Origin of the sequence: Helicobacter pylori, assembly GCF_001998165.1 — a bacterium.
GTDB classification, from domain to species: domain Bacteria; phylum Campylobacterota; class Campylobacteria; order Campylobacterales; family Helicobacteraceae; genus Helicobacter; species Helicobacter pylori_DL.
Genome location: NZ_MTWR01000046.1, coordinates 1 through 21,770 on the forward strand (window position 1 = coordinate 1; position 21,770 = coordinate 21,770).

General features: G+C 38.3%; 12 protein-coding genes and 1 pseudogene. 3 read left to right on the forward strand and 10 right to left on the reverse strand.

From position 1 onward, the window contains the following. The first annotated feature begins 10 nt into the window (after positions 1-10). Positions 11-193: pseudogene (locus BZK24_RS10040) on the forward strand (hypothetical protein). Positions 194-423: 230 nt separating this feature from the next. Here the strand turns inward: BZK24_RS10040 and hofD are convergent. Both hofD and BZK24_RS05850 read right to left on the reverse strand, forming a co-directional pair. After that, a complete protein-coding gene (gene hofD / locus BZK24_RS05845) occupies positions 424-1,821 on the reverse strand; it encodes an outer membrane beta-barrel protein HofD (RefSeq protein WP_162979315.1) in 1,398 nt (465 codons plus the stop codon). Between the two features lie 69 nt (positions 1,822-1,890). Beyond that, entirely contained in the window at positions 1,891-3,477 is a 1,587-nt protein-coding gene (locus tag BZK24_RS05850) for an outer membrane family protein (RefSeq protein ID WP_077656854.1), read from the reverse strand. Between the two features lie 285 nt (positions 3,478-3,762). On the opposite strand from BZK24_RS05850, the gene BZK24_RS05855 reads away from it, so the two are divergent. Further along, the gene (locus BZK24_RS05855) at positions 3,763-4,707 is read left to right on the forward strand and encodes a catalase family peroxidase (protein WP_077656855.1); all 945 of its coding nucleotides are present in this window, start codon (positions 3,763-3,765) and stop codon (positions 4,705-4,707) included. Positions 4,708-4,959: 252 nt separating this feature from the next. Here the strand turns inward: BZK24_RS05855 and BZK24_RS05860 are convergent, their stop codons facing one another. From BZK24_RS05860 to gap, 8 genes are all read right to left on the reverse strand, one after another. Then, positions 4,960-5,712 carry a restriction endonuclease gene (locus tag BZK24_RS05860; RefSeq protein WP_077656856.1) on the reverse strand — a complete coding sequence of 251 codons (753 nt, stop codon included), beginning with the start codon at positions 5,710-5,712 and terminating at the stop codon, positions 4,960-4,962. Continuing rightward, positions 5,705-6,760: a DNA cytosine methyltransferase gene (gene dcm / locus BZK24_RS05865; protein WP_077656857.1), complete on the reverse strand. Its 1,056-nt coding sequence runs from the start codon at positions 6,758-6,760 to the stop codon at positions 5,705-5,707. The genes BZK24_RS05860 and dcm overlap by 8 nt, the downstream gene beginning before the upstream one ends. A gap of 5 nt (positions 6,761-6,765) precedes the next feature. Next, complete coding sequence (typA, locus tag BZK24_RS05870; RefSeq protein ID WP_077656858.1) at positions 6,766-8,565, reverse strand: translational GTPase TypA; 1,800 nt, start codon at positions 8,563-8,565, stop codon at positions 6,766-6,768. A gap of 45 nt (positions 8,566-8,610) precedes the next feature. After that, positions 8,611-9,453, reverse strand: coding sequence for a glycosyltransferase family 9 protein (locus BZK24_RS05875; protein ID WP_077656859.1), 843 nt, complete (start codon positions 9,451-9,453; stop codon positions 8,611-8,613). Continuing rightward, a complete protein-coding gene (locus BZK24_RS05880) occupies positions 9,419-11,056 on the reverse strand; it encodes a class I SAM-dependent methyltransferase (protein WP_077656860.1) in 1,638 nt (545 codons plus the stop codon). The genes BZK24_RS05875 and BZK24_RS05880 overlap by 35 nt, the downstream gene beginning before the upstream one ends. 8 nt (positions 11,057-11,064) lie before the next feature. Next, positions 11,065-12,165: a Hop family outer membrane protein HopJ/HopK gene (hopJ, locus tag BZK24_RS05885; RefSeq protein ID WP_077656861.1), complete on the reverse strand. Its 1,101-nt coding sequence runs from the start codon at positions 12,163-12,165 to the stop codon at positions 11,065-11,067. A 51-nt stretch (positions 12,166-12,216) separates the two neighbouring features. Further along, positions 12,217-19,806 (reverse strand): vacuolating cytotoxin domain-containing protein, encoded by a 7,590-nt coding sequence (locus tag BZK24_RS05890; RefSeq protein ID WP_077656862.1) that lies wholly within the window; start codon positions 19,804-19,806, stop codon positions 12,217-12,219. 80 nt (positions 19,807-19,886) lie between these two features. Beyond that, on the reverse strand, positions 19,887-20,882 hold the full coding sequence (gene gap / locus BZK24_RS05895) for a type I glyceraldehyde-3-phosphate dehydrogenase (RefSeq protein ID WP_077656863.1): 996 nt from the start codon (positions 20,880-20,882) through the stop codon (positions 19,887-19,889). A 144-nt stretch (positions 20,883-21,026) separates the two neighbouring features. On the opposite strand from gap, the gene BZK24_RS05900 reads away from it, so the two are divergent. Next, positions 21,027-21,719: a Bax inhibitor-1/YccA family protein gene (locus BZK24_RS05900; RefSeq protein WP_001240261.1), complete on the forward strand. Its 693-nt coding sequence runs from the start codon at positions 21,027-21,029 to the stop codon at positions 21,717-21,719. The last annotated feature ends 51 nt before the right edge of the window (positions 21,720-21,770 follow it).

The following is a 21,770-nucleotide window of genomic DNA, read 5'->3' on the forward strand; positions in this document are numbered from 1 at the left end:
GGCGTTAGTTTTGGGTAATTTCACGCCTAAAATGCGATCGGGCGCGTTTCTATAAAGCGTTCCTAAAGTGAATTTAGTCCATTGGTATTTTAACGCTCCGCTTAGAGTGGTCGCTAATCCTTGGCTTAAGTTTTTCGTGATAGCGGGCTTTAGGCTCTCGGCGATCTTAGCGTCGTTTTTGAAAAGCTTATGAAAACCGCTCGCTATGTCAATGTATTCTTTAGCCTTTGGCGTGGTAAAAACCTCGTCTTTAAACTCGTTTAGCTTGTTGAAAAACTGCGTAGGGTGTGGTGTTTCATTTTAGTGTATTAAAGATTGAATAATAAATTTAAATAAGGCTTTTTGAGTATTAATATTTGATTGGAGCAGAGCCTTTCAATATTTTAAAAAGGCTAATCAAAAATATCCATTAAGGATAAAATGCTAGTAAATCCTAAAACCATAAGTAATGTTAAACATTATATGGCTCCTGTCAGAATACACATTGTGCGTTAAAGGCTGTGTCCCAGGCCCGTTAGGATCGGTTGGAACATACATGCCACAATACCCAATACAATAGCCTTTTTTGGTGATATTGCCATAATATTCTAGTTTCAAATCCATTCTAATATTATACTTATTAGAAAAATAACTCAAAAAGAGCGCGAGACTCCTTTCATCAGCCCTTGGGCTATCCGTCCAACGGCCTAAAATTTTCCAACTAAACCCCCTATATTGTGAGCCTACATATAAAAACCCGTTAATAACATCAGCGCCAACAATATTGTTAATTTCTGCGTCATAAATACTATTCGTCCAAATGTTATACCCCAAAGGATCCCCATAAATACCTATATCACCATTAGCGTTACCGATATTTTTATAGACGCTACCCCCAAATTGCCACTTGTTATAATAAAAACGAGTGCGGAAAAAATAAGTTTGCCCGCTCTTTCCTAACGGCACTTGTTGGAATAGGATAATATCATTTTGATTAGCTGGAGTGGCAAAAATGGGGAAAAACCCCACGAAAGTGCCTACAAAACGAAAGCCCTTATTGTTGAAATTAGGGTTGGTGTCATAAGTGATATTAATGCCTGGCGCATACATTCTTTGAAAGATCGCATAAAAATAAGGGTTGATTTTTAGATTGTCTTTTTCGTATTTCAAATCAGCCACCATTAGAGCCTTACCGCTTGTATAGTAACGCCCAAAATACCAAAACCAGTCGCTTGACGCTGAAGCCCTAGCGTCTGAATACATCACCCTTAACCTGGTGTCTTTGTATTTGACAAAGCCTTCAACCCCTTGAGTGTAAGAAGTGAACCAATCATACTCTTCAGCATCATAGCGCCCCCCTTTCACGCCAAAACTGAATTTGTCTTTTTTGTAGTTGTAGCTCAAAAAAGCGTTATGCACCATGGCTAAACGAGGTTTTTGCACATTTAAACCGCTATGCCCTGCATACCAGCCAATGTATTGCCAAAAGATACCCGCCCCAAAAGGATCGGTCCTAGAGCCGGGCTGGCCATTAGGGATATTGTTGCCTTGATAGGCGGTAGAGTCATAGGGAAGCGCTGCCATCATCGCCCCCACTTCTGCCCTCAAGCCCTTGTATAAACCCATGCTTAAATTCAATTCGCCGAGTAAAGAAGTGTAACTACCTGTAGGATAAATGTCTTTAGAAGGCTGGTATCTTTGGTTGTTAAAGCCAAACTTAGTATAGCTACTCACCTTTCCAACAATACTCATGTTGAATTTATAAGCTTGAAGTTTGGACAAAAAAAGACTAAAAAAAAGCAAAAAAAATAGAGAGTAAGAAAAATATTTCTTAATTTCCAAAACCCTAACTCCCAAAGATATTAAAATAAAAATACAAAAAAGGCATATCTAAGAGATAGGGAAACTCTCTTAGAAACTATAACTAATGTGTGTCATCAAATGGCTTCTGTCTTGGGTAATACTCTTTTTAATGCCACCCATGTCTTGAGGACCTTGTGCGAACGCAGAAGATTCAAACAAACCATTATTCAAGTTAAGTGGCTGTCCGTTTGGCCCAAGGAAACCGGTTCCAGGGTTGTAACCCGCACGGATTTGGAACTCTAACCATACGAGTTTGAGACCCGCTTTAACATGCTTGCTGAACTGATAGTCTAGATACATACCAATACCATATTCCAAAGCCCTTGGAGCGGTAGTGAAGCGTTGATAAACGCTCCAACTAAACTTACCATGCTTGCCTCCACCTTTAACATACTCAGTGAACGCGTCAGCGTCGGTAATGTTGTCAATCCCCGCAAACCCTAAGCTGTAGATACTGCCAACCCATTGTTCGATACCATCCACAGCGATGATGTTACCCCAAGTACCTAAGTTCATGTTAGGGTTACCAATGTTGAGATAAGCACCACCAACCACAAAGTAGTTGTTAATATCTATATGGTGGCGTAAAAAGAGCGTCGCACCACCAGGACCTTGCAAGCCACGCCACTTACCATTATCCAAGAACGGATCCCAAGTGTTATAACGAGCGGGCGCGTAACGACCGTATTCAGCGTTATTCCAACGATAGCTGTATAACGCATAGAAAGCCGTTCTATTCCTAATGCCCCTACCACTAAACCCCGGATTGGTATCATACTCTATTTTAACACCGGGATTTGTTTCTACTTCTGGGATAAGATACACATAAGGGTGGATCATTAAATTCTTTGTAGGGCGATAAATAATACCGGCTTTATGAATACCCCAAGGCTTTTCACGATAGATAGGGAACAACCACTGACCATCAGCGATACCACGACCCCAAGAGCTAAAGAGCAAGAACTTCATCTTATTCGTGAGCTTGAAAGTCCCATAAAAACCTTGGAACAATTGGTAAACCCAATCCATTTGCTCCTGCTCAGTAACATCAAAGCGCCCCATTACCATATGGACTCTATCGCTATCATAGGTCAAATTCGCTTTATAAACTTCATAGCGCCTTGAATGCCCAGGCAAGTAAGCGTTAGCCGGATAGTAGTTAGGGAACAAGCCGTTCCACTCACCCATATATTCCCAACCAATACCTCTAGTGTTAATGACACCACCTGGCCCTTGCTGTTGCCACATCTTAGTCGCATTCATACAAAGCTCTGAAGAAACAGTGCCACAAGAAGTTTTATCCCAATAGCTTGGGGGGGTAAAATCCTTTGCCCACCTGTCATACCTAGTGCTATCATAAACTTGTCCGCCCAAAACACCGCCTAAATTCACGGTCCATCCCCTACCTAAATGCACAGACCCCTCTAGCTTACCCGTAAGGTTAACAAAAGTTTCTGTGGGGTAGATACCTTTAACAGGGTTAATAGGCGAATGGTTAAAACCCACTTTGGAGAAATTGATAAAATCCCCATGCACTTCATAAGTAACCGCCCCTAATGAACCCGTAGTGAACAATAGTGGCAAGGTAAAACGCTTTAGCAATGTAGCTACAACTTTTCGTTTCTTTAATTTCATTCCTCTTCCTTACTTTACCTGAGAATAGATAAATTACTCTGTAGAAATAATTGTAGCATAAAAGAATATAGAATTAGTTTAAAATCAAGCTAATTTTTCTTAAAAATCACAAAATTTAAAACACAAGTTTATCCTTAAAAGCTCGCTCATCGCATGCAAATGGATAGGATAATCTTTTAAGATCCTAATAAGATATTTAAAAAAGGCTTTTTTAAGACTCAATAGAGAATTTACTGATACAATAAAAAGCATTGTTTTATATAAGAATAATAATAAGGATCAAGAATGAAAAAAATTGGTTTGAGCTTGTGTTTGGTTTTTAGCTTGGGTTTTTTAAAAGCCCATGAAGTGAGCGCTGAAGAGATTGCGGATATTTTCTACAAACTCAACGCCAAAGAGCCTAAAATGAAAATCAACCACACTAAGGGGTTTTGCGCTAAAGGCGTGTTCCTCCCTAACTTGCAAGCAAGAGAGGATTTAGATGTGCCATTACTCAATGAAAAAGAAATCCCTGCGTCTGTAAGGTATTCTTTAGGAGGCGTGGCGATGGATGATAAAAGCAAAGTTAGGGGAATGGCGTTAAAATTAGAAAACCAAAACGCTAGTTGGACAATGGTGATGCTCAATACAGAAATCAATTTTGCCAAAAACCCTAACGAATTCGCCCAATTTTTTGAGATGAGAATCCCTAAAAATGGCAAGGTGGATGAAGCAAGAATCAAAAAGCTTTATGAAGAAGTCCCCTCTTATAAGAATTTTGCCGCTTACACCAAAACGATAGGGATTAGCTCAAGCGTGGCTAACACGCCTTATTATAGCGTGCATGCGTTCAGGTTTAAAGATAAGAAAGAGAAATTATTATCTGCGAGATGGAAATTTGTGCCTAAAGACGGCATCAAGTATCTTAACCCCCAAGAATTAAAGCAAAAAGATTCAAATTATCTGCTTTCTTCATTCCAACAACACCTTAAAACTAAGCCCGTAGAATACCAAATGTATCTGGTGTTTGCGAATAAAAATGATGCCACCAACGACACGACCGCACTTTGGAAAGGCAAGCATAAGGAATTATTGGTGGGGACCTTGAAAGTTGAAAAATACGAAGGAATGGGTTGCAATAAAGATGTGTATTTCCCAGCCGATCTCCCTAAAGGCGTAGAAGCCCCTACTGATCCCTTATTCCAAATCAGGAATGAAGTCTATGGGATCACTTTTAATAGGAGGCAATAAAAAGGCTAAGGCAAATCAAAATATAAGTTGATTGAAGAAATGCGTTTTTATGGGTTTGGGGGAGTGGGATTTTTGCTTAAAGCTTTTAAGTGTGCCTACTCAAAATCACTCGCCATCTTATTTGAGGCACACACACTCACGCTGAATATCAGGCAAAAATAACGGACATTCAATCCATCTACCACCTTTTTAATGCTATTATCCTAATATTTTATTCCGTATTATGCTATTGTTGGTTTATGCTATTGATTTTTATAAAAGCGGTTTATTAGGCATTTCTGTAATTTTGTGATCAAAAAAGTTTTGCGAAATATTAAAAACGCTCTGCCCTTCCATTTGTTGGCGGGTTATCCAATTCAAATCATTGTCTTTGATTTTAGAAATTTCTACGCATGCCACTTGCCCGTTAAACAGGTCAAAATGCACCACAATAGTAGGAATTTTATCCGTTATCAAACGCCTTTTAGCTTCTAAAACTTTATGTTCTTTAATGTCATTGATCCCTTGAAATCCGCTTTGAACTTCTAGTAATAAATGATTGTCTAACAAAAAATCGGCTTTAGGACTTCTTTTAAAGCTTTCTATGCTCTCAAAATTATCGCCACCAAAAAATTTGATGGTTTCTTTTTGCACACCAAAAAGACAAGCGATAAAATCCTTAAAAAACTCCGCTACCAAAAACCCACGCATCCAAGAAAAACAAACTTCTTCAGGTCTTCTGCCTTGATTATTCAGCTTATAAATAATATGAGTGTCCACTATCTTTGAAAACACTCGCTCTATGGAGTTTTTAAAAAAGCATTCCAATTCATACCCATTATATTTAAAACAATAAATACTATTGATAGCGCTAAAAATTTCAATAAGCCTTTTTTTGAGCGCGTTTAAATAATTAAAATCAACGCAAGGTTGTATGTCTTTAGCGCCTAAAAATTCCTTAAACGCATTTTGAGAATTAAAACCCAATAAATTTCTATAACCTTTAAAATCGTTATTATCAAACATTTTTACCCCTTAAAAAATCAAAGACAGCATGAGCGAGCGCTACACTCAATAAAGGCGGCACGGCATTACCAATTTGCAATCTTTTAGCGCTAGCGCTCCCATAAAATTTATAATTATCAGGAAAACTTTGCAATCTTGCCCCCTCTCTAATGCTTAACGCTCTAGAGTCTCTTGGATGGATACACCTAGAACTGCTTGGGGTAGAAAAATTTCTCGTAATGGTGGGGGCTGGTTTTTCCCACCACATTTTGGCATAGGTATTAATATAACCGCTTTTGGGGCGTAAACTTTCTGGCAAATCATCTTTATTCTGCCCGTCTTTTAGCGTTTGCATGATTTTTATCAGTTTTTCATTGTTTTTAGGACTGCTATGCTCACTTAATTCTTTAGAATTCCGCACAAATTCCAAAAAAACATTATCCGCATTTTTAAGATAACCTAAAGCATCGCCATTTTCACCGCTTTGAATGGGTGGTAAATCCCCTAAAGCGTCTTTTAGAGAAAAATGCGTTTTTATGGGTTTAGGGAAGTGGAATTTTTGTTTAAAACTTTTAAGCGCACCCACTAAAATCACTCGCTCTCTCATTTGAGGCACACCATAATCTAGGGCGTTTAAAATGGCATGCTCTAAAATATAACCTCTCTCTTTAAAAGCGTTACAAATTCGTTGGAACAATTGCCCTTTTTGCATAGACATTAAACCCACCACATTTTCAAAAACAAATATTTTTGGTTTCACTAAATCTAAGATCCGTAAATATTCTTTAAACAGATTCGCTTTTTCATCCATTTTTCTTTTGCCAAGCGTGGAGTAGCTCTGGCATGGTGGTCCGCCTAGTAGAATGTCAATTGGAACGCATGGCAAGTTGTGGTAATGAAGTTGCGCAATATCGCATAAAATGGTTTGCGTCTCTTTATGGTTAGCTTGATAGCTTAAAATAGCGTCTTGGTCTATATCGTTAGCCCATATTAATTCAAAATGGGGATGCACAGAAAAGCCATAGCTCAATCCTCCAGCACCACAAAAAATATCTGCTACTTTATACAAATTACCTATTTTTTCGCCCTTTTTCTCATGTTAGGGTCTAAAATCTTTTTCCTGATCCTCAAATTCAAGGGGGTAACTTCTAAAATCTCATCTTCTTCAATCCATTCTAACGCCCTTTCTAGCACCATAGTCCTAGGCGGGGTGAGTTTGATCGCATCATCGCTCCCGCTCGCTCTCATGTTGGTTAAATGCTTGGATTTGATAGGATTGACATCTAAATCATTATCCCGGCTGTGTTCGCCAATAACCATGCCCACATAAACCTTCGTTTGAGGGTTGATAAAAAGCGCGCCTCTTTCTTGGATATTAAAAAGGGAAAAAGCGGTCGCTTCGCCATTTTCCATGCTGATTAGCGCCCCATTTTTGCGCGATTCCACGCTCCCGCTAAAAGGGCGGAATTCCAAAAAGCTATGATTCATCACGCCTTCGCCCTTAGTGTCGGTTAAAAACTCGCTCCTATAACCGATAAGCCCTCTTGCAGGAATTTCAAATTCTAATCTTGTATAGCCATCGCTCATGGGATTCATCGCTTTCATCTCGGCTTTTCTTTTGCCTAATCTCTCAATGATAGCCCCGCTAAAATCTTGGGGCGTGTCAATCACCAAATGCTCAAAAGGCTCGCATTTGACGCCGTTTTCTTCTTTAATGATGACTTCAGGGCGTGAAATGCTAAATTCAAACCCTTCACGGCGTAAATTTTCAGCTAAAATAGTGATTTGCAATTCCCCACGCCCGCTCACTTTAAACTTGCCTTCGCCCATTTCTTCGCATTTCATAGCGATATTGGTTTGCATTTCTTTTAAGAGCCTGTCTTTCAACTTATTAGCAGTAACATGCTTTCCTTCTAACCCGGCTAAGGGCGAATCATTGACAGCAAAATACACGCTCATCGTAGGCTCTTCTAAATGCATGGGATCTAAAGGCATGGGGTTATTGGGATCAACGACGCTATCGCCCACATCCATTGCGTTAAACCCAGCAAGCGCTACAATATCGCCCGCATAAGCGTTTTCAATCTCAGTCCTAGCCAGCCCTAAAAAGCCTATAAGCTTAGTGATACGGCCATTTTCTTTACTCCCATCGCTTTTCATCAACAGCACGCTTTCATTCTTTTTAACCGAGCCATTAAACACTCTAGCGATACCGATTTTACCCACATAATTGTCATAATCAAGCGTGAAAATTTGCATTTGCAAAGGCTCATTAACGCTCCCGCTAGGGCTTGGCACATGCTCTAAAATCGTTTCAAACAAAGGCTCTAAATTTTTCTTTTCATCGTCTAAACTTTTCATCGCATAACCATCTCTAGCAGCAGCATACACGACAGGAAAATCCAATTGCTTATCGCTAGCTCCCATCGCTACGAACAAGTCAAAAACTTCATCCACCACCCTATCCGGTTCAGCGGCAGGCTTATCAATTTTATTCACCACCACAATAGGGCAAATCCCAAAACTCAAAGCCTTTTTAACCACGAATTTAGTTTGAGGCATGACCCCTTCTTGAGCATCCACTAAAAGCAACACCCCATCCACCATTTTTAAAACGCGCTCCACTTCGCCCCCAAAATCAGCATGCCCGGGAGTGTCAATGATATTGATTTTAGTGTCTTTGTAATTAATAGCGGTGTTTTTAGACAGGATAGTGATCCCTCTTTCTTTCTCTAAATCGTTGCTATCCATCACCCTTTCATCCACTTTTTCCCTCTCACTAAATGTGCCAGATTGAGAAAGCAAGCCATCCACTAAAGTGGTTTTCCCATGATCAACATGCGCGATTACAGCGATATTTCTAATATTTTTCATGAATGTCCTAACAAGCAAAATTGAAATTAGAAGTATAACACAATATTATAATAGCCCCAAATGGCGGAATTTTTTAGCTAAATCCTGTTCTATGTAATGGCTTTTATGGGCTTTTAGAAAATTTTCATTCTTAGGCGGCATGAAATCGTCATTATCCCTATAAAAAAAGATAAAATAATTTTTCTTTAAATAGTAAGCCAAATGGATTAAAAACGAATCCCCCCCTATATACAAATCGCTTTCTAAAATCAGGTTTTTAACTTCTTCTAAACTGGTTTTAGCGCGATAATGAGCGACTTTATCTTTTAAAAAAGCGTATCGTTCTTCAAAATCTAAAAGCGTAACACAAAAGGGTTTTAAAAGTTTTAAAACGATTTTTAAATGCTCTAAAGGGATACTTCGCTCTATGGATCTTGTGAAAGGGTTGATTAAAATCTTTTTGGGGTTTTTTAAATTCATGGGATATAAAGGGTTATCAAAAACATGCCCATAAATTTGAGAAAACAACTCCTGGCGGTTTTGATAAACATTTTTAATTTCTTTATTAGGAGCGGTTATGGGAATGAATGTGGCTAAAAGAGCGCTTCTAAAATCCTGTTTTTCCAAAATCAAATGTTTGATTTTGTGCTTTTTAATTGCTTTCAACAACCATAAAAAATCCTTCATCGCCCAAAAAACGCCTTGTTTTTTAAGGTCATAAAAAGCGGGGATATTTTCAAAAATAGGAATGATTTCAAAATGTTTTTCGCATTCTAAAAGCCTGGCGATTTTTAAAGTCAAACGAGTGCCTAGGATTTTAAGGGGCTGTTGCTGTTTGAAAGCGATTTCTTTTAAAAGGCTAAGCGTGATGAGGTTATCCCCTAAAGCCAAAAGACAAGCAACATGCATGGTTTTTCCTGATTGTGAAATGTTTAGGGTATTTTTTTTCTATCCCTAAATTTTTTAAATAAAATTTTTCATCAAAACTATTGTTAATAAATTGCGCAAATAGGGGCAAACATTCCAAATCTTTTCTTAAGATTTTATGCGTTTTAAAAAGCGATTCAAAAATGAATTGCATTAAATCGCTGTTTAACAATTCTTTTAACGCATGAGCGTTGATAGGGAAATTTTCTTTTAAAACAAACATGTTCGCGCTGTTTAAAAAAAGGCGTTGCTCATTGTCATAAAAAAAGACAAGCTTTGAAGAAATGAATTTATACACGATTTTTTCTCTAGCCTGATAAAGGCTTAAGGGAGCGACTTGCTGGCAGTCTTTTAAATCAGCGTTAATGAATTGGCTAGGGGCTTTTAATCTGTCTTTTAAAATATCTGAACCCCTAAAAATAGGAATGGTATTTTTTTCTTGTTTGGAGTGTAATTTTTCTTTATTGTTACCTGTAACAATCCCTAAAGCAAAATGAGCGTTATTTTTTAAAGTCATATGGGGAATGGAAAAAAGGTGGTCTAAAATTTTATTTTCTTTATTAGAGCAATGGATATTAAAAATCTTTTTAGGGTTGTTGAAAAAAGAAGAAGGCGAGCGTTTGAACTCACTATTTTGATAAAAGCATGAGATTTTTTGATCCTTGTTAGGGGCTTTTTTAAGCGCCAAACCCACAGCCTTAGTCATTAGGGTTTTAAAGGGTTTGTTAAAATCAATCAGGCTTCTAATTTGAAACTTCAGAGCCATTTCTCGCATTTTGCTAAACGCATCAATATTCAAACAACTTTCGGGCAATAATAGCCCCAAATGAGCGTTTTCTTTTAAGCAATTCAAACTCGCCATAAAAAAGAGCGACGCGCTATCTAGGCTTTGAGAGAGATTGAATTTCTGTTTGAAATTTTCTTTTTGGTTTTGATTGTATTTCTTGCCCCATGGAGGGTTAGTGAAAATGCAATCAAATTGTGGGGTGTGTTTTAAATTTAAAAAATCTTTTTGCATGATATTAGGGCAATCTAAACGATAACGCTCTTTAATACGCTTTTTAGTCAAAGCGATAGCAAAAGCGTCCGTATCATAGCCATAAATATTTTCAACCTTAAAACCCAGTTTTAAAGCATGCATGATAAAATTCCCGCTCCCCACAGCCGGATCGCAAAAAATCGCTTGGGAGGTATCAAAATCTTTAGGGAGAGTGAAAAGTTGTTTCACTATCTTATTAGGAGTGTAGTAAATGCCTTCTAAATTTCTGGTGGTGTTAGAAAGTTCTTCTTCATAATGAGAACCCAACTTTTCTAAATCAGAGCTATTTTCTAACATTTCTAGGTATTTTAAAATCAATTCTTGATGGTTGTGCGTGCTTTTTAAGGATTTGTTAGCGTATTTGTTAAGCTTGTTTTTCCCTAAATGGTTGCGGCAAAAATCTAAAAAAGAGCTCGTTTTCACATAAATTTTACGATCAATCTCTAGTTTCTCTAAAAGATTGGTTTTGATCCAGTTATGCACGCTGCTATGAGAAACATTGACTAAGCGAGCGATTTCTTCAATCAAAAGAGCGTTTGAAGGCATTTACCCCCCTAAAAACTATAAACATAACTCACATTAAACACCACAAGGCGTTTGAAAAAGAGGGAAGTGTTTAACCCTTTGCCATGCGTTTCATAAAAGGAATTGACCGCTAAAGGGATTTTCAAGCCCATTTCAAAGCCATTATGCCTATTGACATTCACACGAACCCCAAAATTCAAAGGGATCTGGAAAAAACTCGTGTGCATTTTAGCTTGATAACCAGTCAAATAATTGTTGATAAAACCCGTTTGGCTCACCCACATGCCTAAACCACTCCCTACCCACGAACTCCCCGCTAAAGCAAAGCCTACATAAAAACCCACGCTAGAATGTTTTTTTGCGTTATCAATGAAATTATAAAGATAATCTATCCCAAGCCCATAGAGATGGTTATTCATTTTGCCCAAACCATCAAAGCCATTACCCACAAAACCAAAGTTAGTGTAACCATAGTCATAGAACAAGTAATAGCGCAACCCTTGATTTTTTTTCTTAGTAAAGAAATGCTTATACCCTACGCTCAAACTCACCCCATACATGCTTGAAATGTTTTTAGAATAAGAGTTAGGATCAAGCGCGTTTAAGGAATTTGAAATTTGAGCGATCTGAGAAGATAAAGAAGAAAGCATGCGGTTTTGAGATTGAACAAATTGCAATTCTAAATTTCTTAAGTTTTCTTCAAATTCTAAAGGGTTAGTGGTGGGTTCTTGCATTTTTTCTAACGCTTGGGCTAATTGTGGGTTAGATGCAACGCCACCGCTAAGCGTGACTATTTTTTCAATGTTTTGAAGGGTGGATTGGAGGTAGTATTGCTCGGCTTGCATTTCAGTAGGGGTTAATTTGGAGTTGTTTTTCAAAGCGTTGTTGATGTAATTAAAGGTGTTGGGCATGTTTGTGATTTCATTTTTAACTTGATTGAGTTTATAGATTTGGTTTTGAGCGTTAGAAATCGTTTGGATGCGTTCTTGATTCAAAAAAGGGTCATTGTGTTCAACGGCATGACTGATAGAATATTCAAAACCCACGCTCGCATACGCCCCATTTTCTTCAGCGATACAAAAAGATAAAAATAATAAGGGTAAAGAAAATAAGGCTTTTGGAAATTGCATGGGTGATCCTGCTATGAATTGGGTTTGTTAAGAATAGTTTTAATGATACCATTAAAAAGCATAGCGCATACCAATATTTCCGGTAATATTAATATCTTTATAATCAAGCCCAAACCTAGCCCCAATGCCCGCATTCACATAAAAGGTTTTGAATAACCTTATCTCCCCGCCTGTGATAATGCTAGCAAAAGTGTTGTATCTGCCACCATCTCTATAGCTTAGGGTGTTATTACCAATAAAACGCACCATTTTATCCCCCATAGAATTAATGAATAAATCTCTGCCCACATCCGCAATCACAAAATAATAAGAGTTTTTATTGAAATAATGCCGACTTTCTAGGGCAAAATTGATCGTTAGAACAGATTTTTTATTAGGGTCAGCATTGGCTCTGAATTGATTGTAAATAGGATCATCCATAATGCCTCTTAAACCGGACAAACCAATGTAATAATAGGCTAAGCCTATTTGGGGTTTAAAAATAACGCTTTTATCTTTAAACATGAAATCATAGCCGTAATTGATTTTAGCGTCAGTCGTCCAAGTGTCGTATCTGTAAGACTGATTGATGATTGAGAGTAGGGGGTCATAAGAGTTGATGAAAGTCTTATTGTATCCCCAAGTCTCATTCAAGCTCATCGTTAATTCGCTTCTTTTGATAAACGCTCGGCTATAAACACCCATATTGACATTGCTAGAGCCTGATTGAGTGATATTTCCATGAAACCCGCTATACCCATAAGCGGCATAACCTCCCACAATCACGCCCTTAATGAACCTATCATACCCTACATTGATACCATATAAAGTTCCAGTGCCTCCATTAATAAAACTAGCCCCTCCAACTCCTGTCGCCCATACATTATTTTTGACTCTGTTTCTTTGAGAGTATTTTAAAATCACATCCATAGCGTTAGGGATCGCATCAGCAAACCGCTTGTTTTTAAGGGCTTCTAAGCGTTCCAAGAAATCAGAATGGGCGAAAGTTGAAGTGTCAGAGAGCTTGGCTAAACGGCTCATTTGCTGCGTGTAGGTGTTGATCTGTAAAATATTAGTGGCATCATTTTTAAAATCAGGGTTAGCGATGACTTCTAAAGTGTTAGCAATATCTCCAGCGATCGTGGTTAAATCTTTTATAGAATGGCTTTCTAAATAATAGGGAGCGAATAAAGGGCTTCCCTTAGTTTCAAAGATTTTATTGAGCCAGTTAATCGCTTGGCTGCCTCCAGCTTGATCAATACTATCCACGCTTTGAACGCCCTGAATTTGAGCGATGTATTGTTTTAAAGTGGGGGCTTGTAGGTTATTGATAGGATCATTAGAAACAGCGATTTTCACTTTATTATAAAGAATGGAAGTGTAAATGTATTGATTTTGAGAATCCTTAAAGCCTACAACTAAACCGCCATCTTTAATATTCACGGCTTGCCCGTTATAGGTTAAGCCGTTGTCGCTCATCACCATGTGCTTGCCATTAATATCAATGAGCGCATAAAGCTTAAGGTAATTATCTAAGCTGCTGCCTCCTGTGATTTGGTTGTTATACCCGTAATAAATGGCTTTAGCGCTATCAATAAGCGTATAAGTGCCGGCTTCTTTTGAAGAAGTGTTGAACTGGATTAAGGGGTTATTGTTATTAGCCATGATTGTCGCTACGCCTTGAGCGTTGATAATAGCATGGCTAGCTGAATGGCTGAGGTTAAACACCAAATCGCCATAGCTGTTAAAATTCCCCATGACATTCAAACCGCTAGCGTTAGTGCTTAAAGTCGCTTGTTGGTTTAAGGTGAAATTACCATTAATATTGGCCGTAGAGTTAGAGGCGTTGTTAAAAGCGTTAGTGATTGTTAAATTATTGGCTTGTAAGGTCGCATTTTCATTAAGATTGAGCGTGCCTATAACGCTATTATTTGTTACTTGAGATAAATCAATAACCCCATTAGAAGCGATTGCACCTAAGAAAGTGAAATTATTAGCGCGCACGCTTAAAGATTCATTAGTGGGGGTTACGCTAGAGTTTGCAGAAGAGTTGTTTTTTGTTGTGGGGCAATTGGCTAAATTGATGCAAATTTCCCCTTTTTGAACGCTCACGTTATTCAAACCCGCATTAAGGCTTAAGCCATTCGTAGCGTTTAGGGTGGTGATATTGATATTAGAAACACCATTAGAAGCAAAAATCAATGCACCTTGATACTTGCTAAAGTCAATCGTATTGTCGCCATTAAAGATAATAGACTTGTTGGCGACAAAATTCAAACTGCCCCCTGTGGCGTTGCTAAAAGAGCTGTTATTGACAAAAACATAGCCATTGCTTAAAAAGTTAAAATACCCTTTTTGCCAAAAATCATGCAAGCCTCTAGGCGATAAAAGAGCGCCTAAATCGTTTTCTTTGAGCGCATTTTGTAAAGAGGGTGGCAACACGCTCCCTAAACCTTGATTATAAACGCCGCTCAACCCGCCTTGAGAAATGATATTATTAATGATATTACTCACTAAGCCTTGACTTTCTAGCTTTTTGATAACATCTTGTCCTAAAAACTCGTTCAACAAGTCGTTCGCTACCACACCGATGTCTTTTTGCAAGCTTGTAGGAGGATTAGTAATATCTTTTAAAATCACGCTTAAAATAGAGCTTAATTCAGAAGCGTCTATATACCCACCGATAAAATTCAAAAGCCCTTTATCGTCTAGCATGCTTTTTAAAGACTGCTTAGCAAGGTAGTTTTCTATGATGGATGGGGTAACAAAATTACCAAAAATGCTTAGTTTTTTACTGATAATGTTTTGGATTGCATTCATGACTCCACTATTATTCAATAAATTGTCTAAGTTATTTTGACCTATAAGTTGGCCTAAGGTTTCATCTTGCAAGCTAGCGGGTAATTCCTTACTCAAAGGGCTTAGAGCGTTTTCTATAAAGTTTCCTAAACCGCCGGCTTGCTTGATTTTTTCCATAGCCACTTGACTGAGAACATTCGCTAAATTCCCTTGATTAAAGATTTCATTAATCCCTTTTTGGCCCAAAAGATTAAAGATATTGTCTGTGGCTTGAGCTTCTATATTAGCTTTATTCAACACTAAGTTATTAGCGCTTTGAAAGGTTACATCCGCGCTCCCTCCGCTTTCAAAAGCGTTACCACTTCCAATTGTTCCGGTAATATAAATGCTTTTAGCTTTAAAATCAGCGTTAATGTAGCCTAAATAAGGGGAAGTTGAGTCTAATAATTGCCCCAAGTAAGTGTTTCTAAAAGAAGAACAAGTGGCGCTATCTAGCGCGCAAGGACTGCTATAGCCATTGCCTCCAAACCATATAGAGCTAGTAGAGTTTGTAATATTATCTTGAGTAGCGCCTATAATTAGACTCCCGTTATTAAAGGTTTGATTGATGTTGTCAGTCAAATGGTTGATAGTGTCTAGGAGCGCTTGCTTTTGCACTTGGGTGATTTTAATCTTATCCAAGAGTTGCAACACTTCATTGATGTTAGTGATATTGTCTAATTGGTTGGATTCAATCATTTCTTTTAAGGTGGCGGAATTTTGAGAGAGAATCCCTAAAAGCGTTTTTAAATTCTCGCTAGAAAAACCCTTATTGTAGATATTCAAACTATTCAAAGGCTGGTTGAACGGGCTGTAAGTGCCTGGGGCTTGAGGCGTTTGAGAGCCTTTAGGGGTGAAAAGGCCTTTAATGTTGCTTGTCAGGTAATAAGTGCCTGCTTGATTGTCGCTATAATCATAGCTATAACCGGTAGGATTTTGCTTAGAAGCTTGGTAATTATAAAGCTCAGGAGCGATATTAAAAATAGTGTTAGAAGCCGAGTTAGGGTTATTTAAAACTTCTATGGTTAGATCCCCATTTTTAATGCTCTCTTGAATGATTTGAGAAGAATTGAGAGGGTTTATAAACGACCAAGTTTGAATGTTGTTATTATCGCTATAGGTAGCGTTTTGGATTTTCATGCCATAAAAAAGGATTTTTTCATAGCCATTAGCCCCCCTGATGCCAGTAATCCCTTTTTGAGCGTTTAGGATGTTGTAAGTTACAGATTTTGTGATGTTGTCAAAGATGTTGATGTCAGATAAATTAATATCCCCATTATTCCCTAAAACAAACTGCCCGCTAACACTCATTAAAGCCTTAGTTAAAGAGGGCGCATAACCATTAAAATTTAACGCCCCATTAGCCGTAAGGTTATTAAAATTCAATGAGCTTGTGCTGTCAAAATTAAAGCTTGCTGTATCAATAGTCGTGTTGCCTCCAAAATTGGCTTGGCTTACACCTTGAAAATTGATATTAGCGTTTAAAGAGCTTGTGTTATTGGCTGATAAAACGCTATCGTCTAAATTGATAGTGGTGTTGTTTGAAAAACTAGCGCTAGAAGCGTTGAGCTTGCTACTAGCGTTAAGACTGAGTGTCCCGCCATTAAAAAAGAGGCTTTTAAAGGCCGCTTGACTCCCGTTATAAATATTGAGACTCGCTTGATTGTTAAAAGCGCTTGTGTTATTCGCATTCAAAACGCTTTGATTGTCTAAACTTAAATTAGAATTATTATCAAGCGTTAAAGAATTTTTAAAAGCGGCTTGACTTTTATTACCAAGCGTGATATTAGCGTTGTTTTGTAAGGTTGTATCGCCATTAAAGTTCAGTAAACTTTGAGAGCTGAGCGTAAAATTCGTGTTGCCTAAAAGCTGTGTCGTAGCGTTAAAATTGCTTGTCCCCCTAGAATACAAGACATTGAAAACCGCTTGCGTGTTGTTGAAAATAAGGCTATTAGCCTGCAAATTATAGATTGCCCCACCATTCAAGCGAGAATCTGTAAAGCTTAAAGAATTAGAAGCGTTAGCGCTGATAGTGCTTGATCCTCCAGGGTTTGTAAAGCCGCTGAACGAAGCGTTAGAAAACGAAATGTTCTTAGCCGTGAAACTGAATTTCCCCCAAGTCATATCGCTAAAACTGGAATCAGTCACGCTGATATTGTTTGTAGCGTCAAAAACGGCATAGGAATGCTGACTGGCCCCCGTTTGAATCATTTTAGTAACGGTTTCAGCGTTATTGTAATTCAAGCCATCCATAGTGATATTATCGCTTGCTTTAAAGGTAATGTTCGCTCCCCCACCATCTGAATTTGAAACGCCTTCACCGGTTTTAAAATTATTGGTCAAGTAAATGTTAGCCGCATTAAAAGTTCCCGTGATATAGCCAAAGCCTCCATGCCCTATCCAAATCAAGCCGTTATCATTCACGCTCTCTGTATTGTTCCCTATGATCAAAGTGCCATTTTGGATATTAACGCCAAAACTTCTTCCAAACAAATTAGCTGTATAAGTGTTAAGCGTGTTGCCGTTTTGACCGCTCTGTCCTGAAAGATTGGGATCAATATAATAAACGCCTTGTTTTGAGTAAGTTTGATTTTGAAGCCAATAAACCCCATTCCACACATTTGTTGTGGGTAAATTTTGAGTAGGGGGTGTGGGCGGAACTTGACTAGGAGGTGTGTTTGGCGCTGTGTGTTTTGTAGGAGTGGGTGCATGGCTTGGTGTTGGATTTGGTGTAGGGCTTGTAGGCTTAGCGTTAGCTATCGCTTGTTCTAATCCCTCTTGTTCCGTATTAAAAGCGTTTTCATCGTTTTGTAAAGTTTGTTCATCTTGTTGTTCTTGTTTTTGCGCTTGAGTGAAAGCTTGTTCGTTAAAGCCTGTGGTGGAGTTGGCTAATTGTTTGATTTGGGTTAAATCTTTTTCTAAGGCTTGCTCATCTTGTTGGATTTGTTGGTTAGTGTTTTCTAAACTTTGAGCGTCTGTAGCGATAGTAGCGTTTTTGCTTTGAGTGTAGCTTGTATCGTTATTTGCGATCGTGTTGTCGCTAGTAGCGTTATTTAAAGCAGTTTGTGAGTTACTCAAGTCTTGTTGATAGGTCTTTTGGGCTTGTTGTTGTTCTTGTTTTTGTTGTTGGGCTTGCGCTTGTTGTATCGCTTGTTCCAATCCCTCTTGCTCAGCGTTAAAAGCGTTTTCATCATTTTGTAAGGTTTGTTCATCTTGTTGTTCTTGTTTTTGAGCTTGATTGAAGGCTTGCTCGTTAAAGCCTGTGGTGGAGTTGGCTAATTGTTTGATTTGAGCTAAATCTTTTTCTAAGGCTTGCTCATCTTGTTGGATTTTTTGGTTGGTGTTTTCTAAACCTTGAGCGTCTTTAGCGACAGTAGCATTTTTGCTTTGAGTGTAGCCTGTATCGTTATTTGCGATCGTGTTGTCGCTAGTAACATTATTCAAAGCATTTTGGGAATTAGCTACATCCTCTTGATAGGTTTGTTGGGCTTGTTGTTGTAAATCGTCTCCTAAAAATTGGGTAATGATGGATTGTTTGTTAAAGGTTTCTTGTAAGGTTTCATCTTGCCCATTAATATCAAAGGTTACATCATAAGTGTTATTACCCACTTCAACATGGCTAATGGCTTTATCGCCCTTATAGTTGATTAGATCCCACAAATAGCTTTGATAAACCCCATACTGGATCGCTCCGTTTATAGTGAGAATGTCATAGGTTTGATTACCGCTAAGGGTTTGATTGAGGTTAAAGATCGCACCAGAATTAAAAGACACGCTGCCTTTAAGGCTGGCAAAAGGCGAACTTGAATTTAAAGTGTTAATGCCTGAGAAACTCACCTTGCTGGTATTAAAATTATAAGCGCCTTGATTGAAGGTGTTATTATTAAAGCTTACGCTGTCATTAAAATTATAAGTCCCTTGATTGAAACTGCTGTTTTCAAAAGTGGATTGGGCACTGTTAAAATGATAAGTGCCTTGATTGAAGTTACTATTACCAAAGCTTAAAGTGGCGCTGTTACTAAAATTATAAGTGCCTTGATTGAAGCTCGTTTGATTGAAGGAGATAGCGCTATTATTGTTACTACCGCTGAAACTAAAGCCCCCATCAGTATCATCTGTAAAGCTAGAGCCACTGACTTTAATGTTAGAGCCTTTAAAATTCATGTAAGAATGCTGTGTCCCTGCATCGCTGTTATCAAAGCTCGCTTGATTGATAGTGATATTGTTAGTCGCATTAAAATTGAGCGTGGCCCCACCACCATCAGCGTATGAGTTTCCGGTTGTGATACGGCTAGAATTAAAATTAATCGTTTGAGCGTCATAAGTTCCAGTGATATACCCTACATCACCTCCATTAATACCTGTGCCTCCAAAGCGGATATTCCCCCCTATATCAAGCGTGCCGTTATTGAATTTCTGCGTGAAACTAGCCCCACCAGCGCTATAAGTGGTAAGAGTGTTTAAATAATAAGTCCCAGAGCCTTGAGTGCTGCTAAAAAGACAATAAGAGTTGTGCGTGGGTGAATTAGGACCGCTTTCAATATTGTCTTGATAACTCCAAGACGACCATGACCAATAACGGCATTCGTTAGCCCTTAGGTGGGATAACCCCCCTAACGCTCCTATCAATAAAACCGAAGCTTTTAAAAAAGATTTGTTGCGATTAGAGAGCTTCTTAATGGATTTTGTTTTTTTATGGCGTTTTAAGGGCTTTTCACGCTTTAAGATTTGATTCAATGTGAAAATTTTCTTTGAGATCTTATTCAATTTGAAAGATCCCTTTGAAATAAACCTGGAAATCAATCTGGCCTTTTTAAACGCCATTTAAAACTCCAATCGTTTTTATTAAATCCCACATTATACAATTTGATGTTAAACAAACTCAAAAAGATTCGCAAAATGACTCAATAATGATACATGAATTGCGCCATATCCACCAAACGATTAGAATACCCCCATTCGTTATCATACCACCCCATGATTTTGACCATATTCTCTAGCGTGAAAGTCAAATCAGGCGCGATTATGACGCTGCTAGGGTTAGAAATGAAATCAGAACTCACCCTTTCTTTTAAATCTATTTCTAACACGCCTTTTAAAACCCCTTTGGAAGCTGTAATCAATAAATCATTGATGGGATCTTTAAAGGCCTTTTTTTCTAAAAACAAACTCAAATCTATCATGGACACATCAAGGCTAGGCACCCTCACGCTATGCCCATGCATTTTGTTTTTAAGGTTGGGTAAAACTTTATGCAAGGCCAGAGCGGCTTTAGTGGTGGTAGGGATAATGTTGCTTGCAGCCGCTCTGGAGCGCCGTTTATCCAAAGGGTGGGCCAAATCAATGAGCTTTTGATCGCTCGTGTAGCTATGAATGGTCGTTAGCATGCCCTCTTTAATATTAAAAGCTTTGTCTAAAATCGCGCAAATGGGCGCGATAGCGTTAGTCGTGCAAGAGGCGTTAGAAACAATGGCTTGGTTTTGATAGAGAAAATGATTGACCCCATACACTAAAGTAGGGTATTGTTTTTCATCGTATTCGCCCATAAAGGGAGCGGATAACAACACCTTTTTAGCCCCAAGCAAAAGGTAATTTTCTAGCGTTTTAGGCTCTAAAAACTTCCCTGAACACTCTATGATAACATCCACGCCTTTCAAGTCTTTGATGCTATTAAAAACAGGGATTTCTAACGAGCCGATAATAAGCTTACCATTAGAATAACGCGCCTCTTTATTGAGCAGCCCATGCGCGCTGTCATGCTCTAAAAGATAAGCGAGAATTTCCCAATTAGCAGGGTCATTGATGCCTATCACTTCTAGTTGAGGGTTATCGCTACGCTCTAAAATCGCTCTTAAAACGCATCTCCCAATGCGGCCAAATCCATTGATAAAAATTTTCATCGTAACTATTATCCTATTTTCAGACTTCAATTTCAATTTTAGGGGGTTTTGTTTGGTATTTTACTACATTTTGCGCTATTATATTTGGACCTAGCTGTAGGGTTAATTAAATTATTTATTGAGTTGAAATTCAAGGAGTAAAACATGGCATTGTATGACAGAGCTAATTCTCATAATGCGTATGCAGAAAATTCTTTATTGCATGAAAGCGAGCTGGTGAGTTTTGTTAAAACGACTTACAAGTTCTTTGCAGGCAGTTTGTTGCTAGCGACTATCGGGGCGTTATTAGGTTTGATGAATTTTCAAGCCGTAGTGCAGTATAAATGGGTGTTTTTTATCGCTGAAATTGCGGCGTTTTTTGGTTTGATGTTTTCTAAATCCAAACCCGGATTGAATCTCTTCATGCTGTTTGCTTTCACTTCATTATCAGGGGTTACTCTGGTGCCTTTGTTGGGTATGGTGATCGCAAAAGCTGGTTTGGGAGCGATTTGGCAAGCTTTAGGCATGACGACTATTGTTTTTGGTTTGATGAGCGTGTATGCCCTTAAAACTAAAAACGACTTGGCGAATATGGGTAAAATGCTCTTTATCGCTTTGATTGTGGTGGTGGTGTGTTCGCTTATTAACTTGTTTTTGGGTAGCCCCATGTTCCAGGTTGTCATTGCGGGAGCGAGTGCGATTTTATTCAGTCTTTATATCGCTTATGACACCCAAAACATCGTTAAAGGCATGTATGATAGCCCCATTGATGCGGCGGTGAGCTTGTATTTAGACTTTTTGAATGTCTTCATTTCCATCTTGCAAATCATTGGTATTTTTTCAGACAGAGACAAATAGTTTGAAAAAATAGGGAGGGGACGCCACGCAAAAACCTAATAAAAAATACTT